This is a genomic window from Geobacter sp. AOG2, assembly GCF_019972295.1.
Classification (GTDB): domain Bacteria; phylum Desulfobacterota; class Desulfuromonadia; order Geobacterales; family Pseudopelobacteraceae; genus Oryzomonas.
On the sequence record NZ_BLJA01000001.1, the window covers coordinates 3,192,151 to 3,217,674 of the forward strand.

The window sequence follows — 25,524 nt, forward strand, 5'->3', positions numbered from 1 at the left end:
GCCCGTCTTTACCCATAACAACCCGATAATCAGAAGAGGAGGCGCCCCATGTACAGCTCGGACAATGTCGGAAGGAACACGATCGCAATGGTATTGGCCGGTGGCAGAGGCGAGCGGCTCAGTCCGCTGACCATGCGACGGGCAAAGCCGAGCGTTTCGTTCGGCGGCAAATACAAGATCATCGATTTCGTGCTCTCCAACCTGTTCAACTCGGGGATCAAGAAGGTCTATATCCTGACCCAGTACCGGGCGTACTCGCTCAACAAGCATATCCGGGAATCCTGGGGCAAGTGGACCGGCCTGGGGGAGTTCTATGTGGCCATCTCGCCGGAAACCAGCAGCGAGAGCGAGGAGTGGTTCAAGGGGACCGCTGACGCCATCCTGCAGTATCTACGGTTCGTCGAGTCTTCGGATGCGGATTACGTGGCCGTGTTCGGCGGCGACCACATCTACAAGATGGATATCGGCCAGATGATCAACTACCACCGTATGAACCGGGCCGACATTACGATTGCCGCCCTTGAGGTGCCGGTAGAAGAGGCCAAGCGGTTCGGCGTCTTTTCCGTGGATGATGATTCACGGGTGACCGCCTTCTCGGAAAAGCCTGACGCCCCGGAAACGATTCCCGGTCGATCGACCTGCTTTGCGTCCATGGGCAACTATATCTTTCCGACCAAAAAATTGATCGAGGTGCTGCTGGAAGGGAAGAAACAGCATGAAGACCTGGATTTCGGCAAGCATGTGATCCCCATGATGCTGGAAAAGGGGGACCGGGTATTCGCCTATAACTTCAACGATAATCAGATTCCCGGCATGAAGGCCGAGGAGCGTGGCTACTGGAAGGATGTGGGCACCATCGACTCCTATTACGAGGCAAACATGGATCTGATCCACGTGTCGCCCCAGCTCAACCTCTACAACTACAAGTGGCCCATCCTTACCAACCAGGGCAACCTGCCGCCGGCCAAGACGGTCTTCGACGACGACGACCGCCGCGGCCAGAACATCGACTCATACGTCTGCGCGGGTTGCATAACGAGCGGTGGCACGGTCCGCAGATCGATCATCGGTCCGCTGTGCAAGATCAACAGCTACAGCCTGGTGGAGGATTCGATCCTGTTCGAAAACGTGAACATCGGCAGGCACGCCAAGATCAGAAAGACGATCATCGACAAGGGAGTGGTCATCCCGGACGGGACGGTCATTGGTTACGACCACGAGGCAGACCGGCGCAGAGGCTATACGGTAACCGAATCCGGCATTGTGGTGGTGCCGAGGAAAGACAAGTGATCTAAACTAGATACAGGGCTCAGGCCCCGATAAAGAGAGGGAAACGACAATGCCGGTTATAACCGTCGACCTGTCCGTACTGCCGAGGGAAAAGAAGGCATAACTGGTACGGGACCTGACCCGCGAGGCCAGCGACATCACTGGGATACCCCAGGAAAAGTTCATCGTGCTGATCAACGAGCTGGAACGCGACAACATCGGTGTGGGCAGGCAGTCGCTTTCGGGCTGGGGATAGGGAAATAGCTCCCTCTAATTGATTAATTGCCCGATGCTCCCCCAGCGCACCCGCCATGAATTCTGGTCCCATGACCAGTATTTGATGATCGCCTCGCCTCTGATGTCGCTCTCCTTGATAAAACCCCAGAAGCGGCTGTCATAGGAACGGTCCCGGTTGTCCCCCATCATGAAGTAGGAGTTGGCCGGAACCGTGACCGGGCCGAAATTGTCCCGCGGGTTCACCTCTTTGGGGAAGACCTCCGGGTCCTTGTGGACTTCGTGAGGGTTCCGGTAGGGCACCCCGTTCACGTACACTTGTTTGTCCCGCTCCTGGATTACGTCACCCGGTACGCCGATTACCCGCTTGATGAAATCCTTGGAGCGGTCTTCCGGGAATTGGAAGACTATCACGTCGCCACGTTTCGGGTTGCGGATCTTCAAAACCCGGAGGTGAGTGAAGGGTATCCTGGTCCCGTAGATGAACTTGTTCACCAGGAGATGGTCGCCGATGGCCAAGGTATCCTCCATGGAACCGGACGGGATCTTGTAGGCCTGCACCACAAAGGTTCTGATGATGAGCGCCAGGATGATCGCCCAGAAGATCGATTCGCCATACTCGCGGAATTTGGACTTTCCTCTAACACTATTCTGCTCCACGGGAGGGGTTTCAGTTGACTCTGTCATGTACGGCATCCTTTCCTCTCAACGCTGACGCGCCGACTCCCTGCAAAGAGAGATCAGCGTGCCCATCTATAAAGACGCACTAATGCGGAAAAAGGTTGCAGAAAAAAGGGATGCCGGAGTGGCTCCCTGCCCGGCTACCGCGTTATCGCGCGGCGGTTTGCGTTGAGTAGCCGTGCTGTCATGCCTCTTGTTCCAATTCCCGCCAGCGAAAACAATCTACAGTGTGGTCGTTGACCATGCCGACCGCCTGCATGTGGGCGTAGCAGATGGTCGTACCGACAAAACGGAAACCGCGGCGCTTCAGGTCGCGGCTCAGGGCATCCGACACCGTCGTGCTGGCCGGGACATCTTGCATGCTCTTCCAGGTATTCCGGACCGGCCTACCGTCCACAAAACTCCATTGGTAGGCAGCAAACGAACCGAACTCCTCCTGAACCTTCAGGAAGGCGCGGGCATTGGTTATGGTCGATGCAACTTTAAGACGGTTGCGGATGATACCGGGGTTGGCCAGCAACTCAGTCGTTTTCCTTTCATCAAAACAGGCCACCATCTCGGGGTCGAACCCTGCAAAGGCGGCGCGGTATGCTTCCCGTTTACGCAGGATGGTAATCCAGGAGAGCCCGGCCTGGGCGCCTTCCAGCGTCAGGAACTCGAACAACAGCCGGTCATCGTACACCGGCACGCCCCATTCCCGGTCGTGATAGGCCTGGTAGAGCGGGTCGCTGCCGACCCAGGCACAGCGGGTTATGGCATCAGACACAACATATTCGCGTGGCACGTTCACTCCTTCAGTCGTTTGAATTGTCCCATCATTCCGTCAGCCGTCTCCCTTGACCGGCCTACAGTAACCCCCGTTCCACGAAACTCACATACTCGCCATCGCCGACGATGATATGATCAAGTACCTTGATTCCCATGAGGTCTCCGGCCTCACGCAGACGGCGGGTAACGGCGATGTCTTCCCCGCTGGGGACAGGGTCACCGGTGGGATGGTTATGGACCAGTATCAGTGACGCCGCTGATTCCTTGACGGCAGGGCTGAATACCTCGCGTGGGTGGACGATGCTCTGGTTGAGGGATCCTTCCGAGATCTGAACGCGGCGGATGATGCGATTTTTGCCGTCCAGAAGCAGCACCAGGAAATATTCCTTACGGCTGTCGCGGAATTCATGGTGGAAGTAGTCGAAGACCTGTTGGGGCGAGGTGAAGCGGTCGAAACTCTCGAGCTTGCGGGCCTGAAAGCGCGAAGCCAGCGTGAAGGCAGCTTTGACGCCGGCCGCCTTGGCCAATCCCATACCTTTGATGGCGGTGATCTCGGTGATGTCGGCGCTACCCAGTTCACGCAGGTTGCTGCCGAAGTGGCCGATCAGTTCGCGCCCCAGGTCGATGGCGCTCTGGCCGGTGGTCGGGTCGCCGCTTCTGACGATGAGGGCTAGAAGTTCGGCGTCGGTCAGGCCGGCCGCCCCTTGTTTGAGCATTTTTTCCCGAGGACGTTCATCCTGGGGCCACCCCTTGATCCCGCCACCCATGAAGTCTCCCCTTTTTTTCTGTAGTTCCCCCTCTTGGAGGGGAGGGTTCATTGCGCCATTATGAGGGAAATCACTGCACCGCCAGCCAGGAGGCGGTACCAGACAAATAGTGCGAGACTTTTTTTATGGACCATGCGTAGCAGGAAGGCCACGCTGATGTAGCCGGTAACCGCCGAAACACCGATACCGACCAGCATGGGGAGGCCTTCACCGGCAGGGATGCCGTGTTTTGCGACGTGCAGCGTCTTGAGGAGAGCCGCTCCGGCTACTATGGGTAGTGAGAGCAAAAAGGAGAAGCGGGCCGCGCTCTCACGGGTAAAGCCCAACATCAGGCCGGCGGTGATGGTGATTCCCGAACGTGAGACGCCGGGGAGCAGCGCCAGGCATTGGAACAGGCCGATTGAAAGGGCATTGCCGGTTTTGACATCCCCCAGACCGTATCGTTTGCGACCCCAGTGGTCGGCAAGACCCAGGATGATGCCGAACACGATCAGGAAGATGGCGATCAGCAAGGGGCTCTCCCGGAAAACATCCTCCACCGTTTGTTCGAAAAGCTTTCCGACGATACCTGCCGGTACCGTGGCGGCCAGGATGAGAAACGGTAGCCGTTTGGCCGAAGAGTCCAGTGATCGCGTCGCCAGTGCATCGACTGCACCTAGCACCAGTTGGATAATATCTCGGCGGAAGTAGGCCGCCAGAGCGATCAGTGTGCCGAGATGCAGGGCCACATCGAAGGTCAGGCCCGATTCGGGCCATTTCAGAAACCAGGGGATCAGGATCAGGTGGGCGGAACTGCTGATGGGAAGAACTTCGGAAAATCCCTGCAAGGCACCGAGCACAACTGCATGAACCATATTCATGAAGATCCCTTTCTGGCGGGAGGCAGGAGCCACAGCTTGTTTCCTGACTCCTAGTGAATTCAAGATACTGCAAGACCGGTTCAAAGGCAACCGCCTAAACAGTTGTGTGGCAGCAAGGTTACAGTCTTATGACATTTCTGTGGGAAGTCTGCGAAAAGTGTGGTATCAATGATAGGTTTTTTACCTTACTCGCAACGGTGCTACAAGGACGGGAGGCGGCATGTTCGGATTGATCCCCAAGGAAGAGAAGTTCTTCCAGCTTTTTAAACAGATGACGGAGAACACTATAGAAGGCGCCAAGGCCCTCAAGGATATGCTCGACAATTTTGACGATCCTGCCACCAGCCAGCGCAGAATCAAGGATATCGAGCATAACGGCGACTCGCTCACCCACGAGATTATCCAGAAACTGAACAAAACCTTTGTTACCCCGTTCGACAGGGAGGATATCTATGCCCTGTCCGGCGCCCTGGACGACATCCTCGACCTGATCGACGCATCGGCCCAGCGGATCATCATGTATAATGTTGAGACCATACCCCACGAGGCCAAGTCCCTTGGCTTCATCATCCTCCAGTCTTGTCAGGCCGTGGACAAAGCGGTCGCCATGCTTGGTAAACAGTCAAACGACCATATCTTCGAGGCGTGCGTTGATATCAACGCCTTGGAGAACGAGGCTGACCGGGTTTCCCGCGAGGCCATCAGCCGTTTGTTTGACGAGGAGAAGGATCCGATCCAATTGATCAAATGGAAGGAAATTTTCGAAACGCTGGAAAAGGCCACCGATAAGTGCGAAGACGCCGCCAATATCCTTGAGAGCGTGGTGGTGAAAAATGCTTGATCCGGTCCTGGTGATGCTCTGCCTGGTCATCGTGGCGGCACTTCTGTTCGACTACATCAACGGCTTTCACGATACGGCCAATGCCATCGCAACCTGCGTTTCGACCCGGGCGCTTTCTGTAAAGGCGGCCATCTGCATGGCCGCAATACTCAACTTCGCCGGTGCCATGATCTCCACCAAGGTGGCCTCCACCATCGGCAAGGGGATTGTGGACAGCGCCAACATCACCCAGATGGTTGTCCTGGCCGGTATCGCCGGCGCGATCATCTGGAACCTGATTACTTGGTATTACGGGCTCCCCTCCTCCTCATCCCATGCCATCATCGGTGGTCTCATGGGGTCGGTGTACGCCCATGCCGGCCTCGGCGCGCTCAAGTGGGACGGGCTGGAAAAGATCGTTCTCGCCCTCCTGATTTCACCCGTGCTGGGAACAATCGTTGGATTCATCTTCATGTTGTTCCTCTACCGCGTGTTTCGCAACAGCGCCCCCAGCGGGCTCAACAAGCATTTCCGCCGTTTGCAGGTCCTTTCGGCTGCCTTCATGGCCTTTTCCCACGGAACGGCTGATGCCCAGAAATCCATGGGAGTCATCACCATGGCGCTGGTCAGTTATGGTTTTCTGAAGACATTTGTGGTTCCGTGGGAGGTGATGGTGGCCTGCGCCACTGCCATGGCCTGTGGGACGGCCGTCGGCGGCTGGCGCATCATCAAGACCGTGGGGCGTGATTTCGTCAAGCTCCAGCCGGTGCACGGCTTTTGCGTGGAGACCGCTTCGGCCGGGGTCATCCTGGGGGCATCGGCCCTAGGCATGCCCACCAGCACGACCCATGTCATCACATCGACAATTCTAGGTGTGGGGCTCTCCAAACGGCTCACGGCGGTCAACTGGAAGGTGGCCCAGCGTATTGTGCTGGCCTGGGTACTGACCATCCCCGCTTCGGGGTTGGTGGCCTATCTGACCTATCAGGTGCTGAATCCACTGCTCGGCAGGTAGGGGCTATTTCCAAAGACGTATTGCCGCGTACAAAAAAGGCGGGCTTCCTGCCCGCCTTTAATTAGTTTTATTACTCCAGATCCTCTCCAACTTCTTCCATCTCCCGTGTTATTTCTGCCATTGAGGCATCTCTCCGCCTGAATACGACCACCAGCCAGTAACAGGTGAAATAGGCGGCTACCGCCGCTACAAACCCGAGGATTGAACTTCCCAACAGCAGAGATTTGGCATAGGGTTTGAGGTGCTGCCATTCCAGCCCCTTGAGTGCCAGTTCATTAACAGGCTTTCCCCGTAGGAATCGGCCGAGCTTGTAGCTACACGCCAGGGTCGGCACCACGGTCAACGGGGTATTGATCCAGGCGCCGCTGATGCAGGTAAGCTTGTTGAGACGAAAAACGAAGGCTAATGCGATGGCCAGAGGGGTGTGGAGACCGAAGAAGGGGGTGAAGCTGATGAAGACGCCGACGGCAAAGCCGGCCGCAATGTGGGCGGGATGGCTATCCAGCGACAGGATGGCCTTGAACCGCTGTATGAATTTTTCCTTATTGAACATTCTCTCTCCAGATACGACTAACTCTAAAGCCTGCCTGCCGATCTTGTCAACTTTTCCGGTCATGTCGAACCAAAATAGTTGACATTTGACGTTTTATCGTACTAGTACCGATAGTATATTAAACATATTACAGCGGCTTTAACCTCCTGGTTGGAGATCGGTGTCCCCTCGCGCTGAGACAGTAGCCGTGTCCCCCATTTTCATTGTAGAATCGGGAAAGGAATGGTTAGAAAGACATTATGAAGCAAGCGAAGCAGAGCAAGCTGACAAAGTGGCTGCCCAAGTCTGTTCAGGTGCTTAAGGGCTATACACGGGCCGACCTCGCTGCCGACACAACCAGTGGGATCACGGTCGGCCTGGTAGCCCTGCCGCTGGCCATGGCCTTCGGCATCTCCTCCGGCGTCACGCCCCAGGCCGGCATTTACACGGCAGTCATCGCCGGTTTCCTGATCTCGGCACTGGGGGGCTCCCGGACACAGATCGGCGGCCCGACCGGGGCGTTCGTGGTAGTGATAGCTGCCATTATCGCCAAGCACGGTCTTTCCGGCCTGCTGACGGTCACCATGATGGCTGGTGTCATCCTGGTGTTTCTGGGGCTAACCGGCCTGGGCAGTGCGGTCAAATTCATCCCCCGGCCGGTTGTGATCGGCTTTACCAACGGCATTGCCATTCTGATTGCCTCCACCCAGTTCAAGGATTTCCTGGGACTGCGGGTTGACGCCAAGGTGCCCAGCGAGTTCATCGAGCGGATGCGTTTCATTGCCGTGAATCTGAACAAGGCCGATTTGACCGCCATTGTGCTGGCCCTTGCGTCGCTGGCCGTGATCCTGATTGTGCCCCGTTTCACACGCCGCATACCCGGCTCGATAGTCGCCCTGTTGGCGGCCACAGCCTGTGTTGCCCTGTTGGGTATCCCAGTAGAAACCATCGGCAGCAAATTCGGCGGTATCCCCACCGGGCTGCCCCGCATGCAGATCCCTGAATTTCATCGCGAACTGATCCTGCCTCTGCTCCCATCAGCTCTGACCGTAGCGTTGTTGGCAGCCATCGAGAGCCTGCTTTCAGCGGTGGTGGCCGACTCCATGAGCGGCGACCGCCACAACTCCAATGTGGAACTGGTGGCCCAAGGGGTGGCCAACCTGACGGTTCCCCTGTTCGGCGGCATCCCGGTAACCGGCGCCATTGCCCGTACTGCCACCAACATCCGCTCCGGAGCGCGCTCCCCCATTTCAGGCATCATCCATGCTCTGACCCTGCTCTGCATCATCCTGTTTGCCGCGCCGTTGGCCAGATTCATCCCGCTCGGAACCCTGGCCGCAGTGCTCTTCGTGGTGTCCTACAACATGGGCGAGTGGCGAGAGATACCGATGATCCTGCGCCTCAACCGGAAAGAGATCTCCGTCTGGCTGATTACCTTCATCCTGACCGTGGTGGCCGATCTGACCATTGCCGTGGAGGTCGGCATGACCCTGGCGGCGCTCCTGTATATCTACCAGGTCTCGCGTACCACCGTGGTGGCGCCCCTGACGGCCGAGGCTATTGAGAAGGCCAAGGCCCACATCGTACAGGATCACAGTATCCCTCATTACGTCAGCATGTTCCACGTACAGGGGCCGCTTCTTTTCGGCGCTGCCGAGAAACTGTCCCGCATGGCCAATTCAGTGGACCGTCTACAACCGGTCGTCATCCTGCGCTTACGCTACATGACCGCCATTGACGCCACCGGTTTGTACGCTATCGAGCAGTTCCACGAAAAGCTCCATGAATCGGGCAGAACGCTTATCCTGTGCGGTACGCGGGGCCAGCCCAAGAGACTGATCTACACCTCTAACCTGCCCAGACTGCTGGGTGCGCGTAATATACTGCCCAATATCCGCTCAGCTTTGCACCGGGCCGAGGATATCCACGAACAGTTCGGCGGGATCGGCGATGAAGCGGCCGCCGGGCTGGCGGAAGCCCCGGTATAGCGGCTGACCGTATTCAAAGGTAACAAAAGGTCAAAAGGCCGGCCCTCAATAGAGAGTCGGCCTTTTGCGTGTGAAGGGTGTTAGGGGGATCAGAACTTTATCTGAACCCGTTTTTTGCCGCCCCCTTCGTCCTTGACCCAGAGGAGGGTTTTTTTCGAGCGGGCGCACCATTCGCGGACATCGCTTTCAAATGTGGAACAGTCGGCGACGACTTCCAGGATATCGCCTGGTTTCATCTTAGTCGCCAGAATGCTGACCTTGAGGGTCGGCTGCGGGCATTTCATACCCAGGCAGTCAAGTGTTTGTGTAGCCATTGTTAACCTCCCTATGTGTGGTGTGATACCAAACCCCATTCAAGCGGGATATGCGGATTCGTCTGCGGGGTGGCTCGTGCTGCAACCTTTTTCTTTTCTTATCGTTCTGAATCAGTGCCGGCCAGCGCGCGAATGGAAGCTACGAAGTCGTTTGTCACCTGGGAAAACTTCTCTGCCTCCGCCGCGGAAACATAATCAAAATAGAAGCGCGCCGGATTAACCCCAAGCTGTGGCATCATACGCTCGAGAAGTTCGGCCCGGCAGAAGGCCCGCAGGTTACCCTCCTTGTAATGGCAGTCGCCCGGATGGCATGCAAGTACCATCACCCCGTCAGCGCCTTTCTGGAATGTCTCCAGGATCAGGGTCGGTTCGACCCGGCCGGAACACATGACGCGCACGACCGACAGCTCAGCGGGAACGGGAAGCTGGTTCATGCCGGTCTTGTCCGCTCCTGCATAGGAACACCAGTTGCAAAGAAATGCCACAATCCTGACCTCGGTCGGTGCACCGGCACTCATAACTTCTGCGGCAGGGTATGGCGCTCTGTCCGGCATGGTTTGGCAACTCATGATAATACCCCCTCAATCTCGGCGCGCAGCATGGCGCGGGAAAAACCCCGGGCCGTGATGGCACCGGCCGGACAGACCGCCACGCAGGTGCCGCAACCTCGGCAGAGAATGTCCGAAACGTCGGCCGTTTTTGCGACTTCATTCCAGGAGATGGCCTTATACGGGCAGACTCTGATGCAGCTCTTGCAGCCGGCGCATTGCTCCACGTCCACGACAGCCACCTGGGGGTCTACGGCCAGATCGCGCCCCTCCACCAGTTCCGAGAGTGCAACGCCAGCCGCTGCGGTGCCCGAGGCGAAGGCCTCGCGGATGTCGCCCGGTCCGCGGCAGGTGCCGGCCAGGTAGATTCCCTTGAGCGGGCTGAGAAAGGAGCCGGAGAGGGCGTGGATGGGGGCGATGAAGCCGGCATCGTCCACGCCCAGTTCCAGAAGACGCGCCGTTTGCGCAGTTCCTTGGCTGGGAACCGTGGGTCCGCAGAGCACTATCATGTCGGCAGGGATCTGGGTGCCGCTCGATGCACAGGTGATGACCCGTCCGTTCGGCGTTTCGGCCACGGTCAGGTCCCCGAGCCCTCTGTAACGGATCACATGGCTGTGGTCATGGTTGAAGAGGCGGGCGGCGTTGACTCCGGCGACCACCTGCTCCCTGATCAGGCGGGTGACGGTCAGCCCTTCCCGCTTTGCCGCGGAGATATGGGCATATTTCAGGGCAGCCTGGCAACAGGTGCCGGAGCAGTAAGTGACGACGTCATCGAACGATCCTGCGCACTGCACGATGGCGAGGGAGGCAGGGGCGGAACCGTCCCCTTTGACGAGTTCGCCGCCGCTGGGGCCGGTCATGGCCAGCAACCGCTCGAAGGCATAGGCGGAGAAGACATTGTCCCGGCCTGCGAAAACGGGCGGGGAAACCGGCAGTTCCTCGGCCCCGGTGGCCACAATGATGGCACCGACCTCCACCACACTATCGCGGATTGTGTCGTTGAAGTCAAGGGCACCCTCCACCGGGCATTCGGCCAAGCAGGCGCCGCACTCCCGGCCGTTCAGCTTCAGGCAGTGGCCGGCATCCACGTGAGGAAGGTTGGGGAGCGCGCCGACAAACGGGCCATCTACGGCAGCCAGTTCACCGCCGCAGTTCCAGCGGTTTTCCCGTCGCACCGGGCAGACCGTGGCGCAGATCATGCAGCCGATACAGAGTTCAGGATTGATGTAGCGGGGTTGCTGACGCAGAGTTAGTTGCCAGTTGCCGAAGCTTCCTTTAACCTCGGTCACCTCCGTCAGGGTGAGGAGCTTGATGTGCTCGCTTTCCGGGCCGTGGAGCAGTTCGCCCATGCCCGGCTCAAGGAGGCAGGGGCCGCACTCCAGATTGGGGAATAGCTCTTCGAAGCGTACCGGCATACCGCCGAAAAAAGGCTCTTTTTCTATCAGCGTCACTATACGACCGGCGCGCGCCAGGGTCAGGGCGGCCTGAATACCCGCTGGCCCGGCTCCGATGACGGCAACGTCGGTCCGTACCGGGACATGGCGTTCCATGAGCGGCTGATGGTGGCCGACCCGCTGCAAGGCTGCTGTTATCAGGCGCGCCGCCTTGCGCGTCGCCTGGTCGGGATCGGCGGTAACCCAGGCCACCTGCTCGCGGACGTTGATCATCTGGAGGTAATAGGGGTTAATACCGACAGCGGTCAGCAGGTTGCGGAACGTCCTTTCGTGCTCCCGCGGCGAACAGGCTGCCACCACGACCCGCTCCGGTCCCTGCTCCTTCAGCCAGGCGGCTAGTTTCTCCAGGTTGTCGGCACCGCAGGCCAGTTCATCGGTCGTGACGACCGGTTTGTCCGGGTGTCCGGCCAACTGGGTTCGCACCTTTTCCCAATCGATCTTCTCGCTGATGATGCCGCTGCAGGTACACAGGATTATGGCGGTTTTCGGTTGATGATTCATGGTGCCTCCGCGGGTGAACCCGCATGTCTCCGGGCGAGGATGGAGCGGACTGCGGTGCAGGCCCGCTGTACCGCAGTCTCGACCTCGGGAGTAAGAGCTTCGCTGAAAGTTGTGACATCCTTGGCGACCACGGCAACCAGGCTTATGTCCGTGTCGTCGGGGAGCGGCATCCCCATGGTGCGACCGATATCGAGCGCCTCGGTGAGACCGCAATCATGGCTACAGGCCGCGTTGTGCGAAGCACCTTCGATGCCGCTCACGACCACCTCGCCCGGAGAGAGGCCCTCGTCGAGCAACGCGTCGATGATGATGGCCCCTCGTGTACCGGACAACTCCTCCAACAGCAGTAGACCGCCCGCATGAGCCTCCACGAAACGGACGCCGGGATACTCCTCTCTGGCAAGTTCGCGGACGACCCGGGGCCCGACACTGTCATCGGTGAGAAACGGTGATCCCAGGCCGATGACCACCATCAGCAGCCCCGGCTGATCCGGTCGAGAATGGTACCGACGCCTGCGCGGCGGATCGTGATTTCCAACGGTGCGGTGCCGATGGCGTGGGTGGCGCAGGAACAGCAGGGATCATAAAGACGGAAGGCCATTTCAACCCTGTTAAGGATGCCGTCGTTGACTACACCATTGTGGATCAGACCCTTGGCGGCCTTGGCGATGGACATGCCAATGGGGGCGTTGTTGTTGGTCGTTCCGACCACCAGATTGACACTGGTAAGGATGCCCCGCTCATCACAGCTGTAATGATGCGTAAGGGTCCCGCGTGGCGCCTCGACGGAACCGATGCCGACACCGGCGCGATATGAAACGATCTGCCGAACATTAGGGTCGCACAGCTCGGGGTGGTCGGCCAGTTCCTGCATCCGTTCCGCCGCATAGAGGAGCTCGACCAGGCGCGCCCAGTGGGTGGCGAGCCGATGGTGTACCGGGCGATTGCGGCCGCCCGGACCGGTGCCGCGGCAGCCGAAGGCATCGAAGAACCTCTCGAACTCGGCCTGGGCGCGGGGTGTTGCCATCCGGTCGGCCACGTTAAGTCGTGCCAGGGGGGTTGCCTGGTAGACGCCGCTCTCGGGGCCGTCCACGAACCCCTTCCAGCCGATCTTCTTCAGGTAGGGGAATTTGACGTAACTCCAGGGCTCCACATGTTCCGCGATATGGTCCAGGTACTTCTGGGGCCGGTAGCGGGTGAGCTCGTTGCCGGCCGGGTCGACGACCCGTATGGTGCCGTCGTAGAAGTTAGGTGCGTTATCGGCGTCCACTGTACCCATGGAATAGGTTTGGTGCGCGTAAAGATCACCCATTACCAAGTCTCGGTAGGCCTCGTTGCCCAAGACGATTTGGTGGAAGGTTTCCAAGGAGAACAGGGCGAATTCGATGTTTTGCCGAGCAATCTGCCGGGCTTCTTCGGCAATCTCCGGGGTGACCGCAACGCTCCATCCTCCGGGCAAGGCGCCGCAGAGGTGAACGCCCCGGCCGCCAAGCTTTTTGATCAGTCCGTGATTACGCGCCCGGCAAGCAATGACTTCCTTGCCGGCATCCAGGCCGACTTTGCGAATCACACCGAGGATATTTCGCTCTTCCTTGGGAGCGTCGGGCCCAACGATGAAATCGGGCCCGCCGAGGCAGTAGAAATGGGTGGTATGGTCGGTGACGAAAAACGCGCTGTAGATTAGCTCGCGGATTCGGACCGCTGCGGGGAGGCAGGGGGCTCCGAACATCTCGTCAAGAGCCTTGGCTGCGGCAATGTGGTGCGCTTCGGGACATACCCCGCAGATGCGGTTGGTGATGTTGGGCATCTCCTCAGATTGTCGGCCGACGCAGAAGGACTCGAAGCCGCGCAGTTCGGGAACCTGAAAATAGGCTGAAACAACCTCGCCGGCGTCGTCAAGAAAGATCTCGATCCTGCCATGTCCCTCCAGGCGGGTGATGGGGTCAATGGTGATGCGCTGGTTCATTGGTCAACCTCCGGGCTACGGTTGGCGACCGTGGCTGTTGCCAGATTGTAGCGATAGAAGGTGCCGAGCGGGTCCGCCACACCAGCAAGGGCGCCACGCAGATGGGCATGGATGTCGGCCTCCGCTTTGCCGCTGGACTCTCCGGGATCGACAACAGCGACAAGGGCCGACAACGCGGCTGCGCCAGGATCGGCATCCAGATCGAGCGCGCCATAACAGCCGGTACAGGGCATGGCGACGGCGGGGCAGAGGGCGCCGCAACCGCCATGGGTGGCTGTGCCGATGCAGGCAAATCCCTGTTCAGCCAGGCACCATCCTGCCTCGGGAAGTGCTTCGAAAGGGCGTACTAACCGGGCGGCCAAGGAACCGCGTTTTTCACGTTCACATTGGTCGCATACGGCTCGGGGCGTGCAACCGAGCAGCGTGCCGTTTCCCGGCAGGGGATTGCCTGAAGCGACGTGGCGGATAACGGCGACGATCTGTTCCGGTTCGGGCGGACAGCCCGGCATGGTGTAGTCAACCGTTACTGCCTCGTGCACGGCCAGCACCCGTTGCAGGAACGCCGGCAGTTCCAACTCACCGCCTGGTACGGCCGAGGTCGCTCCGGGAATTAGTCCCTGAATGTTATCGGTGCTTGCCGAGCCGCAGAAAACTGTTTCCAGCATGTGGCTGATGCCGTGCTGGTTGGCCAAGGCCGGGATACCACCGCTGGCGGCGCAGGCACCGAAGGCGATAAATATTTGAGATTTGCAACGCAGGAGTTCGGCCATTTCCAGGTTTTCTTCCGTCCTCAGGGCGCCGTTAAAGAGAGTCAGGAAGATAGCTTTGTCAGGTAGGGCCTCGATGTCGGCACGCTTGGTATCCAGGAGGCAGGGGCAGAACATGAAGTCGAAATAGGCATCAATCTCAAGAAGCGCCTCGTTGATGTTTGCCAGGGCGATCTCGCAACCGCCGCAAGATGCGGCCCAGTACATGGCAAGTTTAGGTTTGAGGTTCGGCATGACGCCTCCTTTTGTGATGGTCAGAGTCGGTCGGCGATGCCGCAGGCCTCATCGGCGGCCTCGGCGGTGGAGATAACGGCCCCGCTGATGGAGTTTATCGAATCATGTATGGAACCGCATTCCTTGGCAAGTTTTTCGGCAACATGCGACAGGTTCTGGGATTGCTGCGCCACTGCCATGACTAGTGAATCCACCGACCGGGAAACGGTCTCGGAACGGCTGGCCAGTTTCGTCGCACTTTGTATCACGGTCTGGGCGACCCGCATGCCTTCCGCAACTGTACTGTTAGTGGTCTTGATGATGGCGGTAACATCTTTCGTGCTGGCGTCGACATTCTCAGAAAGTCGCTTTACCTCATCCGCCACTACGGCGAACCCCCGTCCCGCCGTCCCGGCGCGGGCGGCCTCGATGGCGGCGTTGAGCGCCAGAAGGTTGGTCATGGAGGCAATATCGCTGATCACATCCACCATGCCGGAGATCTGTTCGGTGGCAGTGGAAATGGCGCGCATCGCCTCGTCGAGCTGCTGTGCACCGCCGGATGCCACGGATATCTCCGAGACCACGTCAGCCATACCGGACTTGGCCTGCTGTGCTTGGTTGACCATGGTGTGCCCCGTGGCGGCGAGTTCTTCAAGACGCTGGCTCGAAGCCTCCAGGGTATCGGTATCTCCCAGCATGTTTGCGCTGATCTCGCAGACGATGCCGACCGTTGTGGCCACTTGGTCTGATACCTGGATCATGGATTGCTTCAGGGGGGCAAGATCGACGGTCGGGGTGTGTACCGGTTGGCACTGCTCAACCGACAGGGAGGAGGTAAACTCATTGGTGGATTCTTCTGGGAGGCTTTCTCGTGGGGCGAGATAGATGTGTATGCTCGCGAGTGCCAGACCGGATACGATTGCAACCCAGACGGAAAAGAATTGTGAAAAGAGAAGGACGGCTACAAAGGCGGCGATGCCGGAAACCCATTTGAGGGGGGGAAAGGCGAAACCGGTAAAAACCATGATCTGAGTATGCTCCCTTCACTTCAACTGAGAGTATGTGTTGATTTTGTGCAGGGGTTCAAAGTTTGTCGCCAATCGGCCTCATGCCGCGCGGGTGGGTCGAAGGAGCGGCGCGCGCGGCACAGTGTTAAGCTGTGTTGTTCAACTGCCCGTCGGGGGTGACGGTCCCAAGAGCCTTGGCGCAAGGATGCGCACAAATAACATACGCCAGATCGGTAAAGCAACGGTGTATACATGGGTTGGAGGAATGCCGCCCAGTCCGTTCCCCGTGTTCTATATAATCAACAACATTTTTCAACCGGTGTCCCGGATGCCACAATCTCGGCAACCAGCAGTTCGGCCAGTCCGGGGAGCTTTCCGGACAGTAGTGGCGAAAGCTCGGCACCGGCCTCATAGGATGCGGGGATGATACCGAACAGGGTGATCTTTTCGGGACAGCGGTCACGGATTTCGGAGAGCGCCAGTACCTCTTGGATGCCGATCTGGTGTGGCGACATCTTGATCGGCAGCTTGCCCAGCATGAAGTCGTCTTTCTCGTAGCGATAGATATCCCCCGGCTCTCCCTTGGCTTCTATAACGTCCACCAGGAACACCTGGTCAGCGTCTTCAAGCATGTGGGAGACCATGATACCGAGCGTGCCGCCGTCGTACAAGGTTACCTCGGGCGGAAATACATAGTGTTTCTGCAGGTACTGGATAAAATGGACCCCGAAGCCTTCATCGGAGAGGAGCAGGTTGCCGGCGCCAAAAATAAGGGTTTTCATGAAGTATCCTTTTGCCATCGCTAAAGACACAAAGAGCACAAAGGCTGCCGACAATAGTGAACAGTGGCTCGGCTTATTCGCTCCACCTCTCTTCACTATTGTCAGCGCCCTTTGCGCCTTTGTTGTGAGAGTTGCAGGGTGATTGCTACATTACCTTAACGTTTGTGATCTCTTTCCCCTCCGGGTCGATGGTATGCACCGCGCAGGCGATGCAGGGGTCGAAGGAGTGGATGGTCCTCAACACCTCAAGCGGTTTGTCTGCCACGGCCACGGGATTGCCTACCAGCGAGGCTTCATACGGACCAAGTGCACCCTTGTCGTCACGCGGCGAGGCGTTCCAGGTCGAGGGGACAACCGCCTGGTAGTTCTTTATCTTGCGGTTTTCGATCACCATCCAGTGAGAAAGGGTGCCGCGCGGTGCTTCGTGGAAACCGACGCCCTTATATTCGCCTTTGGGTATTTCGGTGGGATTAGCATAGACCTTGTCGCCTTTACCCACGTTTTCCAGCAGCTTGTCCAGGTACTCCAGGGAGTAGTCGGCCATCAGGTGAGCGCGGATGGCCCGGGCGCCGAGGCGGCCCATGGTGGAGTGCAGGTCGTTCACGCCGACACCGATCTTGGCGCAGCTTGCATCCACAAGCTTTTTGACTTTCTCGTTGCCGCCGGCATAGGCGGCAAACAGCTGAGCCGGCGGGCCGACCTGAACCGGTTTGCCGTCCAGACGGGGGGCCTTGCACCAGGAGTATTTGCCGTTGTCCTGAAAATCGGTGTAATTGGGCTTGGTCTCGCCGTCCCAGGGGTGCAGGGTACTGTTTCCTTCATACCAAGCGTGGGATACGTTTTCCTTGATGTTGGCTATCAGGTCCAGATCCTGATGGTTGGTGATGATGCGCGCCTTCTTGATGTCGCCGCCGTTGATGATGGCGCCCGGCAGGGCGAACTTCGTGTTCTTGGTATCTTCGGGCAACTCCGGCACGGCCAGGTAGTTTACCACGCCGCGGCCGTATTTGAACCACTCCTTGTAGATGGAGGCGATGGCTACCATGTCGGGATAGTAAACCTGCTGGACAAAATCGCGGGTTTCCGTCATCAGGGCTTTCAGAGCAGCAATTTTCTCCATGTTAAGGGTGGCCAGGTTTTCCATGTTGATGGCGGTCGCGACGCCGCCCACGCACAGGTTCTGGATGTGCGGGTTCTTGCCACCCAGAATGGCAATTGCCTGAGCGGCCTTACGCTGGTAATCCAGGGCCTTGAGGTAATGGGCGACCGCCATGAGGTTGGCCTCGGGCGGCAGTTTCATCGCTGGGTGCCCCCAGTAGCCGGAGGCAAAGATGCCGAGGCGACCTGTTTCAACGAAGGATTTCAGCTTCTGCTGGACGGCTTTGAATTCGGTTTCACTGTTGCCCGGCCAGTTGGAGATGGATTGGGCCAACTGGGCCGTCTTCTTGGGGTCGGCCTTGAGGGCCGAGACCACATCCACCCAGTCCAGTGCGGACAGGTGGTAGAAATGTACGATATGGTCCTGCACCGAATGCTGGGCCATGATGATGTTTCTGATATACTGGGCGTTCAGCGGTACATCCACCTTCAGGGCGTTCTCCACCGAGCGGATCGAGGAGATAGCGTGAACGGTGGTGCAGACGCCGCAGAAACGCTGGGCGTAAATCCAGGCATCCTGAGGTGGGCGATCTTTCAGGATGGTTTCAATACCTCGCCACATCTGGGCGGACGACCAAGCGTTGCTGACAGAGCCGCCGTTTACTTCAACATCGATTCTCAGGTGACCTTCGATGCGGGTGATCGGGTCAAGGGTAATGCGAGCCATGTATTTCCTCCGTTATCGGTTTTATTAACAATAATTCAACAGCGTATTGGTTTCTGCCTCGTTGTTCAGTGTTCCAAAGCCTTTTTTCCCACGGTGTGCTGATGTGCTTCCGCGAGTTGCTCGCGGGTATGCAGCTTCGGCAGAACCGGCAGTATCTTGACCAGTACCTGGTAGCCCAAGATCTCGAAGGCAACGATTCCGACCGTGATCATCACCTCTGCGAGGGCCGGGAAGTAATGCCACCCCTTGCCGGGGTTGAAGCCGATCAGATAGACATTGAAGCGGTACAGGGCGCCGCCCAGTACGATCAAGGCGGCTGATACGAACAGCCAGCGGATGGATTCCCTTCTGCGCTTGCTGAACAGGAGCAGGGAGCCGCCGGCGATCAGGCAGAATTCCAGTAGGAAGAAGCGCGAGTAAAAGTCAAAGGAAACTGCTTTGGCCAGTTGCCCGCGCCAAGCCAAGTCTCCGATGACGACGCTGAGCCAGATGACTGTCAGCCAAGGGATGATCCGTGCCAATCCTGAAAGTTCCTTGGTTTCAAAGGGGCGCTTGAAGGCGTAACACGAGAGGACCGACTCCAGGATGGCGATGGAGTAGCCGATATACATGCAGTTGATGAGGAACAACAACGGCAGAAAACCGGTATGCCACAGCGGATGCAGTTTGGTCGAAGCGATCAGCAAAAGCGAGCCGAGGGACGACTGGTGCATGGTCGGCAGGGTGATACCCAAAACAATGATGAATATCAGTATTTTGTCGAGCCGGGGACGAGCCCAGGCTGCCAACTCCTTGACCTTGTCGAGCCGGTCGCCGATCCGCTCGGGCCGTTCCATGCCCAAGCGTGAGTACACCCGGTCCAGCAGATGCTGCAAGGTCTTCCACTCGGTCTTTTCCAGCGTCGTCAGAATGGCGGGTAGAAACTCCATGATCAGGACCGTCGTGTAAGCCATGACGCATACGGCCACTTCGAACATGGCCGAGTTGGCCTGCCACTTGGAGGGGACGAAAAAATTGTAGGCGTTCCAGGGGCGCCCAACGTCCACCATGACCGAGAAGCCAGCCAGCCCATAACCGAACATGCTGGTCAGGATGGCGGAACGAATCATGGGATGATAATGCATACGGTTTCTGATATAGACCAGGATTGCCATAGCGTAGCCGCCGCAAGCGATGGCTGTGCCGGTGGCGACGTCGTAGGTAATCCAGATTCCCCAGGGGTAGCCGTCGCTCATGTTCGAGACCGCGCCGATCCCCTTTACAAAACGGAGAAGAATCAGCGCAAACCCGATCAGGGTCAGGGTCAGGAGGACTATGAACGAGGGAGTCAGTATCTTCGCATCGTGTTTCTGGTACTCATCGTGTCCCATCAGTGGTCTCCCCCCTCGTCGGTTTTTGTATCATGCTCTTTCTCCGCTTCGCCGTGCCCCTTCATGTTTTTAACCGCGATGAAGCAGAGCGTACTGTAGAGCGCAACTGGGGCGATGAAACCCTTGTAGATGGTATGCTGGATCTTTTCGGAGAATTCGGCAGGCGCATCCTCCTTTAGGGTCGGCAGGCCAAGCTTGTTGAACTGCATGCTGGCGAGATAGAGGTGGTTGGTGCCACCCACTTCGTGCGCGCCATAAATGTGGTTGATGTACTTGCCCGGATTTTCCCGCAGCCGCTTTTCAGCTTCTTCCAGCAGATCTTTCCGTTTGCCGAACATGATCGCACCGGCCGGGCATACTTCGGCGCATGCGCTGATTCCTTTCTTCGGCAGGTTGGTGTTTTTGCACAGGTCACATTTAACGATCTGGGGGATCGCCTTCTCCCACTGGAATTTGGGGATGTTGAACGCGCAGGCCACCTGGCAGTAGCGGCAACCGATGCAGGTGTTCTTGTTGTAGTCCACGATGCCGGTTTCCGGATCACGCGTCATGGCGGCAACCGGGCAGACCGAAACGCAGGAGGGTTTCTGACAGTGCATACAGGAGTATTTGACGTAGGACCACTCCTGCTCCGACTGTTTGAAGAGCTTGATCAGGGTACGAGTGCTGCCTGATAGATCCTCCGGGGCATCCCACAGGCCGTCGGTGTCAAACTTGGCGCGCTCGTAGGAAAGGCTGCCGTAGTCGCCGTTTACCCGCTTGCAGGCCGACATGCAGGCCTTGCAGCCGACGCACTTGGTGGCGTCGTACAGCATGCCGATGGTTTCATTGTTGATCTTATGCCCCTCGTTGGCCGAGGCCTTCTTACCAGCCAGCAGGGCTGCGCCGGTGGCACCCATGATTTTGAGGAACTGGCGTCTACTCGGTTTTGCCATGATCATCTCCCTTCTCCGGGCCGTCCGGCAGTTTCTTGGCCATCATGACGCCCGCACCGATGGCTGCGCCGGCAGCCAGGCCGATGACGCCGGTGGTCAGAGGATCAGGGCCTTTGCCCTTTTCCTTCAGGTCGATCGGTGCATAACTGTCGAACGGCGTTGGTTCGTGAATCTGAACCTTGTCGGCGATAGCGGTCTTGAACAGCAGGTCCGGCTCGGTGCAGCCAATGCAGGGATGACCTATGGAAACCGGCCAGGCGCCCACATCATTGAAGCGCAGCACCGAACAGTTGGCATAGGTGGCCGGTCCCTTGCAACCCAGCTTGTAGAGGCAGTAACCCTGGCTGTGCCCTTCGTCGCCGAAGGCGCGGGCGAAACGACCGGCATCGAAGTGAGGACGACGCTCGCAGTGTTCATGGATTCTGCGGCCGAAAGCAAATTTGGGACGGCCCATCTGATCCAGTTCGGGCAGTTTTTTGAACGTTACATAGTAGAGGACGGTTGAAAGGAAGTTGTAAGGGTTGGGTGGGCAGCCGGGAATGTTGATGATCGGCTTGTCCTTGACGATGTCGCGGACCCCTACGGCCCCGGTGGGGTTGGGGCCGACGGACTGGATACCGCCGTAGCTGGCGCAGGTGCCCATCGAGATGATGGCGGCAGCGCCCTCGGCGGCATGCTTCAGCGAATCCAGGGATGTTTTACCGTGAACCTTGCAGTAGATGCCGTTGTCCTTGGTGGGGATGGCGCCCTCTACGACCAGGATATAATTTCCTTTGTTGGCCAACATGGAATCAGTCAAGGATTTTTCGGCCTGGAAGCCGGAACCGACCATGAGGGTCTCATGATAGTCAAGGGAGATCATGTCAAGGATCAAGTTGGAAACGGTCGGATGCGTCGAACGCAAAAGCGATTCCGAACAACCGGTACACTCCTGGAAGTGGAGCCATATCACTGCTGGCCTGTTGTCGCTCTTCTGGGCCGCTTGGGCAACTTTGGTAACCATCCCGTAGGGAAGTCCCAACATGGCCGATACGGTCATGCAGGTCTTCATGAAGTCTCGACGGGTAACGCCGGGGAAAAGGCCCTTTTCTGTCATTGCATCCTCCGCTGTCATGTACTTGAGTATGTGGCTGGTTAAAAACCTTGTAGTATACGGCAACAGGCGTGCCAATCTGGTGTTTCTGGGGCGCTTGTTACAACTGCGCGTAATTATTGAAGGAGATGCGCTCAATACCGAGCGGGTAGACGCCAAAACAAAACAACGGTTGCGTCTTTTTGCTACATGATGTATCTTTTTGTCCAGGTAGTCCCCTCCTGCTCCCCCTTTGTTCTCAAAGGGGAAAAGTAAAGTCTCCCGTGCACAAAGAAGAGATTGCAGGGTTTGTTTTCCCGCTGGTTCATGGGGGAGACCAGAGGGGAGCCGGCGCCATTCCGGAACGAGGAGCACGTGTAATGCCAAGTGTGTTTGTATGTGATGATGAAGCGGATATTCTTCGCTATCTCGATAAGCTTTTGAGTGCGAACGGCTACCGTGTTGAGACCTTCTTGCGCGGTAACGAACTTTTAAAGCGTGTAAAAGCTCCGGGTGCCGTGGAGTGCGACGTGATCCTGCAGGATGTACGCATGCCCGACATGGACGGTCTTCAGGTTCTCAAGCATCTCCGCAGTGAGCGCCCGGAGGTGCCGGTGGTCATCATGACGGCGCACGGTACGATTGACGATGCGGTTCAGGCTATCAAACTGGGAGCTTATGACTATATCACCAAGCCTTTTCCAAAAGAGAAGCTGCTGACGGTTCTTGACCGACTGCTCGACCACCACCGGTTGGCCAATGAAAACCTCATGCTGCGCAAGGAACTGCAACGGGGGACCGGCCGTTCCGAAACCATGATCTTCAGAAGCGCCCGTTTCCGTGAGGTGTACGACCTGACCTTGCAGGTCGCCTCCAGCGATGCTAACATCCTGATTCTGGGAGAGTCGGGCACCGGTAAGGAACTTATCGCCAGCACCATCCACGCCAACAGCCCGCGGGCCGGCAAACCATTTGTCTCCCTGAACTGCGCCGCTCTCTCGGATACCCTTCTGGAAAGCCAGCTTTTCGGACATGTGCGCGGCGCCTTCACCGGTGCGGTGATCAACCAGAAAGGGCTGGTGGAGGAGGCAGATGGCGGGACGCTTTTTCTGGATGAGATCGGCGATGTCAGTCCGACGGTTCAGGCCAAGTTACTGCGAGTGATTCAGGAAAAGGACTTCATTGCCGTCGGTTCTACCCGGCCCCGCAAGGTGGATGTGCGTTTCGTCGCCGCCACCAACAAGGACCTGGCGAACGAGGTTCGGGATGGACGTTTTCGTGAGGATCTTTATTACCGTCTGAACGTTATCACTGTCAACCTGCCCTCCCTGCGTGAGCGGCGTGAGGATATAGAGCCGCTGGCGCGCCATTTCCTGAATATCTATACCGCAAAGATGAAGAAAGAGGTCCGCGATTTCGAGGATGAAGCGCTGACAATGCTGCAGGACTACGACTGGCCGGGTAATGTGCGCGAGTTGGAGAACGTTATGGAGCGTGCCGTCATTTTGGCCCGTTCCAATACCATCACCGCTGCCCTGCTTCCTATCGGGAGGAGGCGTGAAACAGCGACAGCTCCCCATGGTGCGCCTCCTCTGGTGGCACTGGATGAGGTGGAGCGGCAACATATCAAGGCAGTATTGAAGCGGACCGGTTTCCACAAGAGCCGTACGGCCGAGATTCTCGGTATATCCCGCAAGACACTGGACCGTAAGATCGTCGAATTCGGCCTGAGTGCCGGCCGGGCCGAATGATGGTGGACATTGGTTCCTGGCGACGCAAGACTTCATGAAGTTCCTGCTCACCTCCATACGCTTCAAGCTGACGGTGGGCACCATGGTGCCGCTGGTGGCGGCCATCGCCGTTTGCTGGGTGGTCGGCTCCTCGATCATTATCACGCGCTTCCTCAGTGAAGCCCAACAAACGGTGGAAACCAACCTGAGCTCGGCCAATGAGATCTTTCTCGGGGAATTGGTGCGTCTGAGCGACGTCATCCGCCTGGCTGGCCTGTCTCCGGAGCTGTCAGCCGCCCTGCGCGACAACGAAGGCCCCTCTGCCGCTCTCCCGCTCCAATCCATACTCAGGAACGACCGCCTCAGCTTCCTGACTCTGGTGGACCGTTACGGTTTTGTTCGTTATCGGGCCGCCAACCCCGGCAGTACTGGCGATACGCTCAAAGCTGAAAAGATCATCTCCGATGCTGCCAAGGGGATCGTCTGCAGCGGTATCGCCCTGTTGCCGTCCGAACAGGTTGCGCGTGAAAATCCGCAATTGCCCTCACAGTTGAATATCCCTATCATGCCGACACCCCTTTCCCGGGTCTACACGAAACGGGTCGAAAACCGCGGGCTGTTCCTGGTTACCGCTGCGCCGGTCATGGCTTCCGACGGTTCCGTTGCCGGCGTGGTCTACGGGGGCATGCTGCTGAATGGCGACAACAAACTTGTAGACCGAATCACACGGGTTATCTTTCAGCCTCGTGAGAGCACCGGCCAACCGACCGGCAGTGCGACGATCTTTCTGGATGATGTGCGCATAGCCACCAGCGTGATGGACGAAAAAGGCGAACGGGCTATAGGAAGCATGATGTCCGCCGAGGTCTATAGTGCCATCAGCCGGGGCGAAAAATGGAACGGTAAGGCATTTGTCCTCGACAAATGGAATTTTACCGCCTATGAACCGCTCAGGGACTACCGCGGCGCTGTGGTCGGGGCTCTCTACGTGGGGACGCCGGAACAGCCGTATGCCGAGCTTCGTTCCCAGATCAACATCATCTTTTCCGGGGTCCTTATCCTCGTTACCCTGTTCGGCGTACCGCTTTCGGCCTGGCTTGGTTCCAAGATGGCCCGCCCGATCAAGGCTCTCGAAGAGGGGGCTCGCAGAATCGCAGCCGGTGAAAAGTTATCCGACATTACGGTGGACAGTCATGACGAGATCGCCTCGCTGGCCTCCGAGTTCAATGTCATGAAGCATCGGTTGATGGAGCGGGAACGTGAAATCCTGGGACTCAACCACACGCTGGAAGAAAAGGTGACCGAACGGACCACCCAACTTGAGGAGAAAAACGAACAGCTGTTGCTGGCCCAGAAGGACTTAGCCCAGGCTGAGCGTCTGGCGGCCATAGGACTTCTGGCCTCCGGCGTGGCCCACGAGATCAATAATCCTCTGGCCATCATCCGGGGGAACGTGGAACTCCTGGAGATGAACAATGGTGGCGGTGATCACGGCCCCGAGGAACTCGACACCATCATGCGCCAAGTCGCTCGGATCGAGCGAATCGTCAAGAATCTGCGAGCATTTTCGCGCAGTAGCACCAAACAGCTTAGCCGGTTTTCCCTGGGGGAGGTTCTGGAGGATATCCTGGACCAGGTTGGGCACCAGGTATCTCTTGATCCCTATACCGTGACGCGCGATTACCGGGGAAAAGAGATCGTGATCGAGGCTGACGAAGACCAACTGCGTCAGGTCTTCACCAATCTGATAGTGAACGGCCTGCAGGCCATGGAGGGGGGCGGTACGCTCTTCGTGGATATCGGTGCAGACCCGGAAGACGGACTGTGCAGGATAGCAGTGGCGGATACCGGCCCGGGAATCGACGAGGAGCAGTTGGAGAAACTGTTTTCTCCCTTCTATACTACCAAACCCCAAGGGACCGGCCTGGGACTGGCGGTATCCTACGGTATCGTCAGGGATCACGGTGGCGAGATCGAAGTTTTGAGCGAACCGGGCCAGGGTACGATCTTCAGCGTGATCCTGCCTCTTCGACAGACCTCTGAACAGCAAGAGCTACAGGTGGAGAAGGATAAAGATATTATCGCGTAAAAGGAGCGCTATCGTCT

At 57.9% G+C, this 25,524-nt stretch carries 24 protein-coding genes; 7 read left to right on the forward strand and 17 right to left on the reverse strand.

The features are described from left to right. Positions 1-48 precede the first annotated feature (48 nt). Positions 49-1,290 (forward strand): glucose-1-phosphate adenylyltransferase, encoded by a 1,242-nt coding sequence (gene glgC, locus LDN12_RS14520; protein ID WP_223923377.1) that lies wholly within the window; start codon positions 49-51, stop codon positions 1,288-1,290. A 115-nt stretch (positions 1,291-1,405) separates the two neighbouring features. Next, complete coding sequence (locus LDN12_RS14525) at positions 1,406-1,525, forward strand: tautomerase family protein (protein ID WP_223924075.1); 120 nt, start codon at positions 1,406-1,408, stop codon at positions 1,523-1,525. A gap of 14 nt (positions 1,526-1,539) precedes the next feature. Here LDN12_RS14525 and lepB read toward each other — a convergent pair whose 3' ends face one another. The 4 genes from lepB to uppP all read right to left on the reverse strand — a co-directional run bounded on the left by lepB (position 1,540) and on the right by uppP (position 4,579). Next, positions 1,540-2,190: a signal peptidase I gene (gene lepB / locus LDN12_RS14530; RefSeq protein ID WP_223923378.1), complete on the reverse strand. Its 651-nt coding sequence runs from the start codon at positions 2,188-2,190 to the stop codon at positions 1,540-1,542. A 178-nt stretch (positions 2,191-2,368) separates the two neighbouring features. Further along, a complete protein-coding gene (locus LDN12_RS14535) occupies positions 2,369-2,968 on the reverse strand; it encodes a DNA-3-methyladenine glycosylase I (protein WP_223923379.1) in 600 nt (199 codons plus the stop codon). Between the two features lie 61 nt (positions 2,969-3,029). Beyond that, positions 3,030-3,719, reverse strand: coding sequence for a DNA repair protein RadC (radC, locus tag LDN12_RS14540; RefSeq protein ID WP_223923380.1), 690 nt, complete (start codon positions 3,717-3,719; stop codon positions 3,030-3,032). 47 nt (positions 3,720-3,766) lie between these two features. Continuing rightward, the gene (gene uppP, locus LDN12_RS14545; RefSeq protein ID WP_223923381.1) at positions 3,767-4,579 is read right to left on the reverse strand and encodes an undecaprenyl-diphosphatase UppP; all 813 of its coding nucleotides are present in this window, start codon (positions 4,577-4,579) and stop codon (positions 3,767-3,769) included. 220 nt (positions 4,580-4,799) lie between these two features. Here uppP and LDN12_RS14550 point away from each other — a divergent pair, with 220 nt between their 5' ends. Both LDN12_RS14550 and LDN12_RS14555 read left to right on the forward strand, forming a co-directional pair. Beyond that, complete coding sequence (locus LDN12_RS14550) at positions 4,800-5,420, forward strand: DUF47 domain-containing protein (RefSeq protein WP_223923382.1); 621 nt, start codon at positions 4,800-4,802, stop codon at positions 5,418-5,420. After that, on the forward strand, positions 5,413-6,414 hold the full coding sequence (locus LDN12_RS14555) for an inorganic phosphate transporter (RefSeq protein ID WP_223923383.1): 1,002 nt from the start codon (positions 5,413-5,415) through the stop codon (positions 6,412-6,414). Before LDN12_RS14550 ends, LDN12_RS14555 begins: the two co-directional genes overlap by 8 nt. 70 nt (positions 6,415-6,484) lie before the next feature. Here the strand turns inward: LDN12_RS14555 and LDN12_RS14560 are convergent, their stop codons facing one another. Next, the gene (locus tag LDN12_RS14560; RefSeq protein ID WP_223923384.1) at positions 6,485-6,967 is read right to left on the reverse strand and encodes a DUF2062 domain-containing protein; all 483 of its coding nucleotides are present in this window, start codon (positions 6,965-6,967) and stop codon (positions 6,485-6,487) included. Between the two features lie 239 nt (positions 6,968-7,206). Here LDN12_RS14560 and LDN12_RS14565 point away from each other — a divergent pair, with 239 nt between their 5' ends. After that, positions 7,207-8,934 (forward strand): SulP family inorganic anion transporter, encoded by a 1,728-nt coding sequence (locus LDN12_RS14565; protein ID WP_223923385.1) that lies wholly within the window; start codon positions 7,207-7,209, stop codon positions 8,932-8,934. Positions 8,935-9,023: 89 nt separating this feature from the next. Here the strand turns inward: LDN12_RS14565 and LDN12_RS14570 are convergent, their stop codons facing one another. The 12 genes from LDN12_RS14570 to LDN12_RS14625 form a co-directional block, all read right to left on the reverse strand. Further along, positions 9,024-9,248, reverse strand: coding sequence for a sulfurtransferase TusA family protein (locus LDN12_RS14570; protein ID WP_223923386.1), 225 nt, complete (start codon positions 9,246-9,248; stop codon positions 9,024-9,026). Positions 9,249-9,346: 98 nt separating this feature from the next. Further along, entirely contained in the window at positions 9,347-9,817 is a 471-nt protein-coding gene (locus LDN12_RS14575) for a hydrogenase iron-sulfur subunit (RefSeq protein WP_223923387.1), read from the reverse strand. Further along, positions 9,814-11,751 carry a CoB--CoM heterodisulfide reductase iron-sulfur subunit A family protein gene (locus LDN12_RS14580; RefSeq protein WP_223923388.1) on the reverse strand — a complete coding sequence of 646 codons (1,938 nt, stop codon included), beginning with the start codon at positions 11,749-11,751 and terminating at the stop codon, positions 9,814-9,816. Before LDN12_RS14580 ends, LDN12_RS14575 begins: the two co-directional genes overlap by 4 nt. Continuing rightward, positions 11,748-12,224: a hydrogenase maturation protease gene (locus tag LDN12_RS14585; protein WP_223923389.1), complete on the reverse strand. Its 477-nt coding sequence runs from the start codon at positions 12,222-12,224 to the stop codon at positions 11,748-11,750. Before LDN12_RS14585 ends, LDN12_RS14580 begins: the two co-directional genes overlap by 4 nt. Beyond that, a complete protein-coding gene (locus tag LDN12_RS14590; RefSeq protein WP_223923390.1) occupies positions 12,224-13,717 on the reverse strand; it encodes a Ni/Fe hydrogenase subunit alpha in 1,494 nt (497 codons plus the stop codon). The genes LDN12_RS14585 and LDN12_RS14590 overlap by 1 nt, the downstream gene beginning before the upstream one ends. Beyond that, complete coding sequence (locus tag LDN12_RS14595; RefSeq protein WP_223923391.1) at positions 13,714-14,718, reverse strand: hypothetical protein; 1,005 nt, start codon at positions 14,716-14,718, stop codon at positions 13,714-13,716. The genes LDN12_RS14590 and LDN12_RS14595 overlap by 4 nt, the downstream gene beginning before the upstream one ends. 20 nt (positions 14,719-14,738) lie before the next feature. Then, positions 14,739-15,722, reverse strand: coding sequence for a methyl-accepting chemotaxis protein (locus LDN12_RS14600; RefSeq protein WP_223923392.1), 984 nt, complete (start codon positions 15,720-15,722; stop codon positions 14,739-14,741). Positions 15,723-16,003: 281 nt separating this feature from the next. Beyond that, positions 16,004-16,486 carry a HyaD/HybD family hydrogenase maturation endopeptidase gene (locus LDN12_RS14605; protein ID WP_223923393.1) on the reverse strand — a complete coding sequence of 161 codons (483 nt, stop codon included), beginning with the start codon at positions 16,484-16,486 and terminating at the stop codon, positions 16,004-16,006. A 145-nt stretch (positions 16,487-16,631) separates the two neighbouring features. After that, entirely contained in the window at positions 16,632-18,311 is a 1,680-nt protein-coding gene (locus tag LDN12_RS14610) for a nickel-dependent hydrogenase large subunit (protein WP_223923394.1), read from the reverse strand. A gap of 65 nt (positions 18,312-18,376) precedes the next feature. Then, on the reverse strand, positions 18,377-19,681 hold the full coding sequence (hybB, locus tag LDN12_RS14615; RefSeq protein WP_223923395.1) for a Ni/Fe-hydrogenase cytochrome b subunit: 1,305 nt from the start codon (positions 19,679-19,681) through the stop codon (positions 18,377-18,379). After that, positions 19,681-20,616: a hydrogenase 2 operon protein HybA gene (hybA, locus tag LDN12_RS14620; RefSeq protein WP_223923396.1), complete on the reverse strand. Its 936-nt coding sequence runs from the start codon at positions 20,614-20,616 to the stop codon at positions 19,681-19,683. The genes hybB and hybA overlap by 1 nt, the downstream gene beginning before the upstream one ends. Continuing rightward, the gene (locus LDN12_RS14625) at positions 20,600-21,712 is read right to left on the reverse strand and encodes a hydrogenase small subunit (RefSeq protein ID WP_223923397.1); all 1,113 of its coding nucleotides are present in this window, start codon (positions 21,710-21,712) and stop codon (positions 20,600-20,602) included. The genes hybA and LDN12_RS14625 overlap by 17 nt, the downstream gene beginning before the upstream one ends. A gap of 356 nt (positions 21,713-22,068) precedes the next feature. On the opposite strand from LDN12_RS14625, the gene LDN12_RS14630 reads away from it, so the two are divergent. Then, on the forward strand, positions 22,069-23,439 hold the full coding sequence (locus LDN12_RS14630; RefSeq protein WP_223923398.1) for a sigma-54 dependent transcriptional regulator: 1,371 nt from the start codon (positions 22,069-22,071) through the stop codon (positions 23,437-23,439). 34 nt (positions 23,440-23,473) lie between these two features. Then, the gene (locus LDN12_RS14635; protein ID WP_223923399.1) at positions 23,474-25,507 is read left to right on the forward strand and encodes a cache domain-containing protein; all 2,034 of its coding nucleotides are present in this window, start codon (positions 23,474-23,476) and stop codon (positions 25,505-25,507) included. Positions 25,508-25,524: the final 17 nt, after the last annotated feature.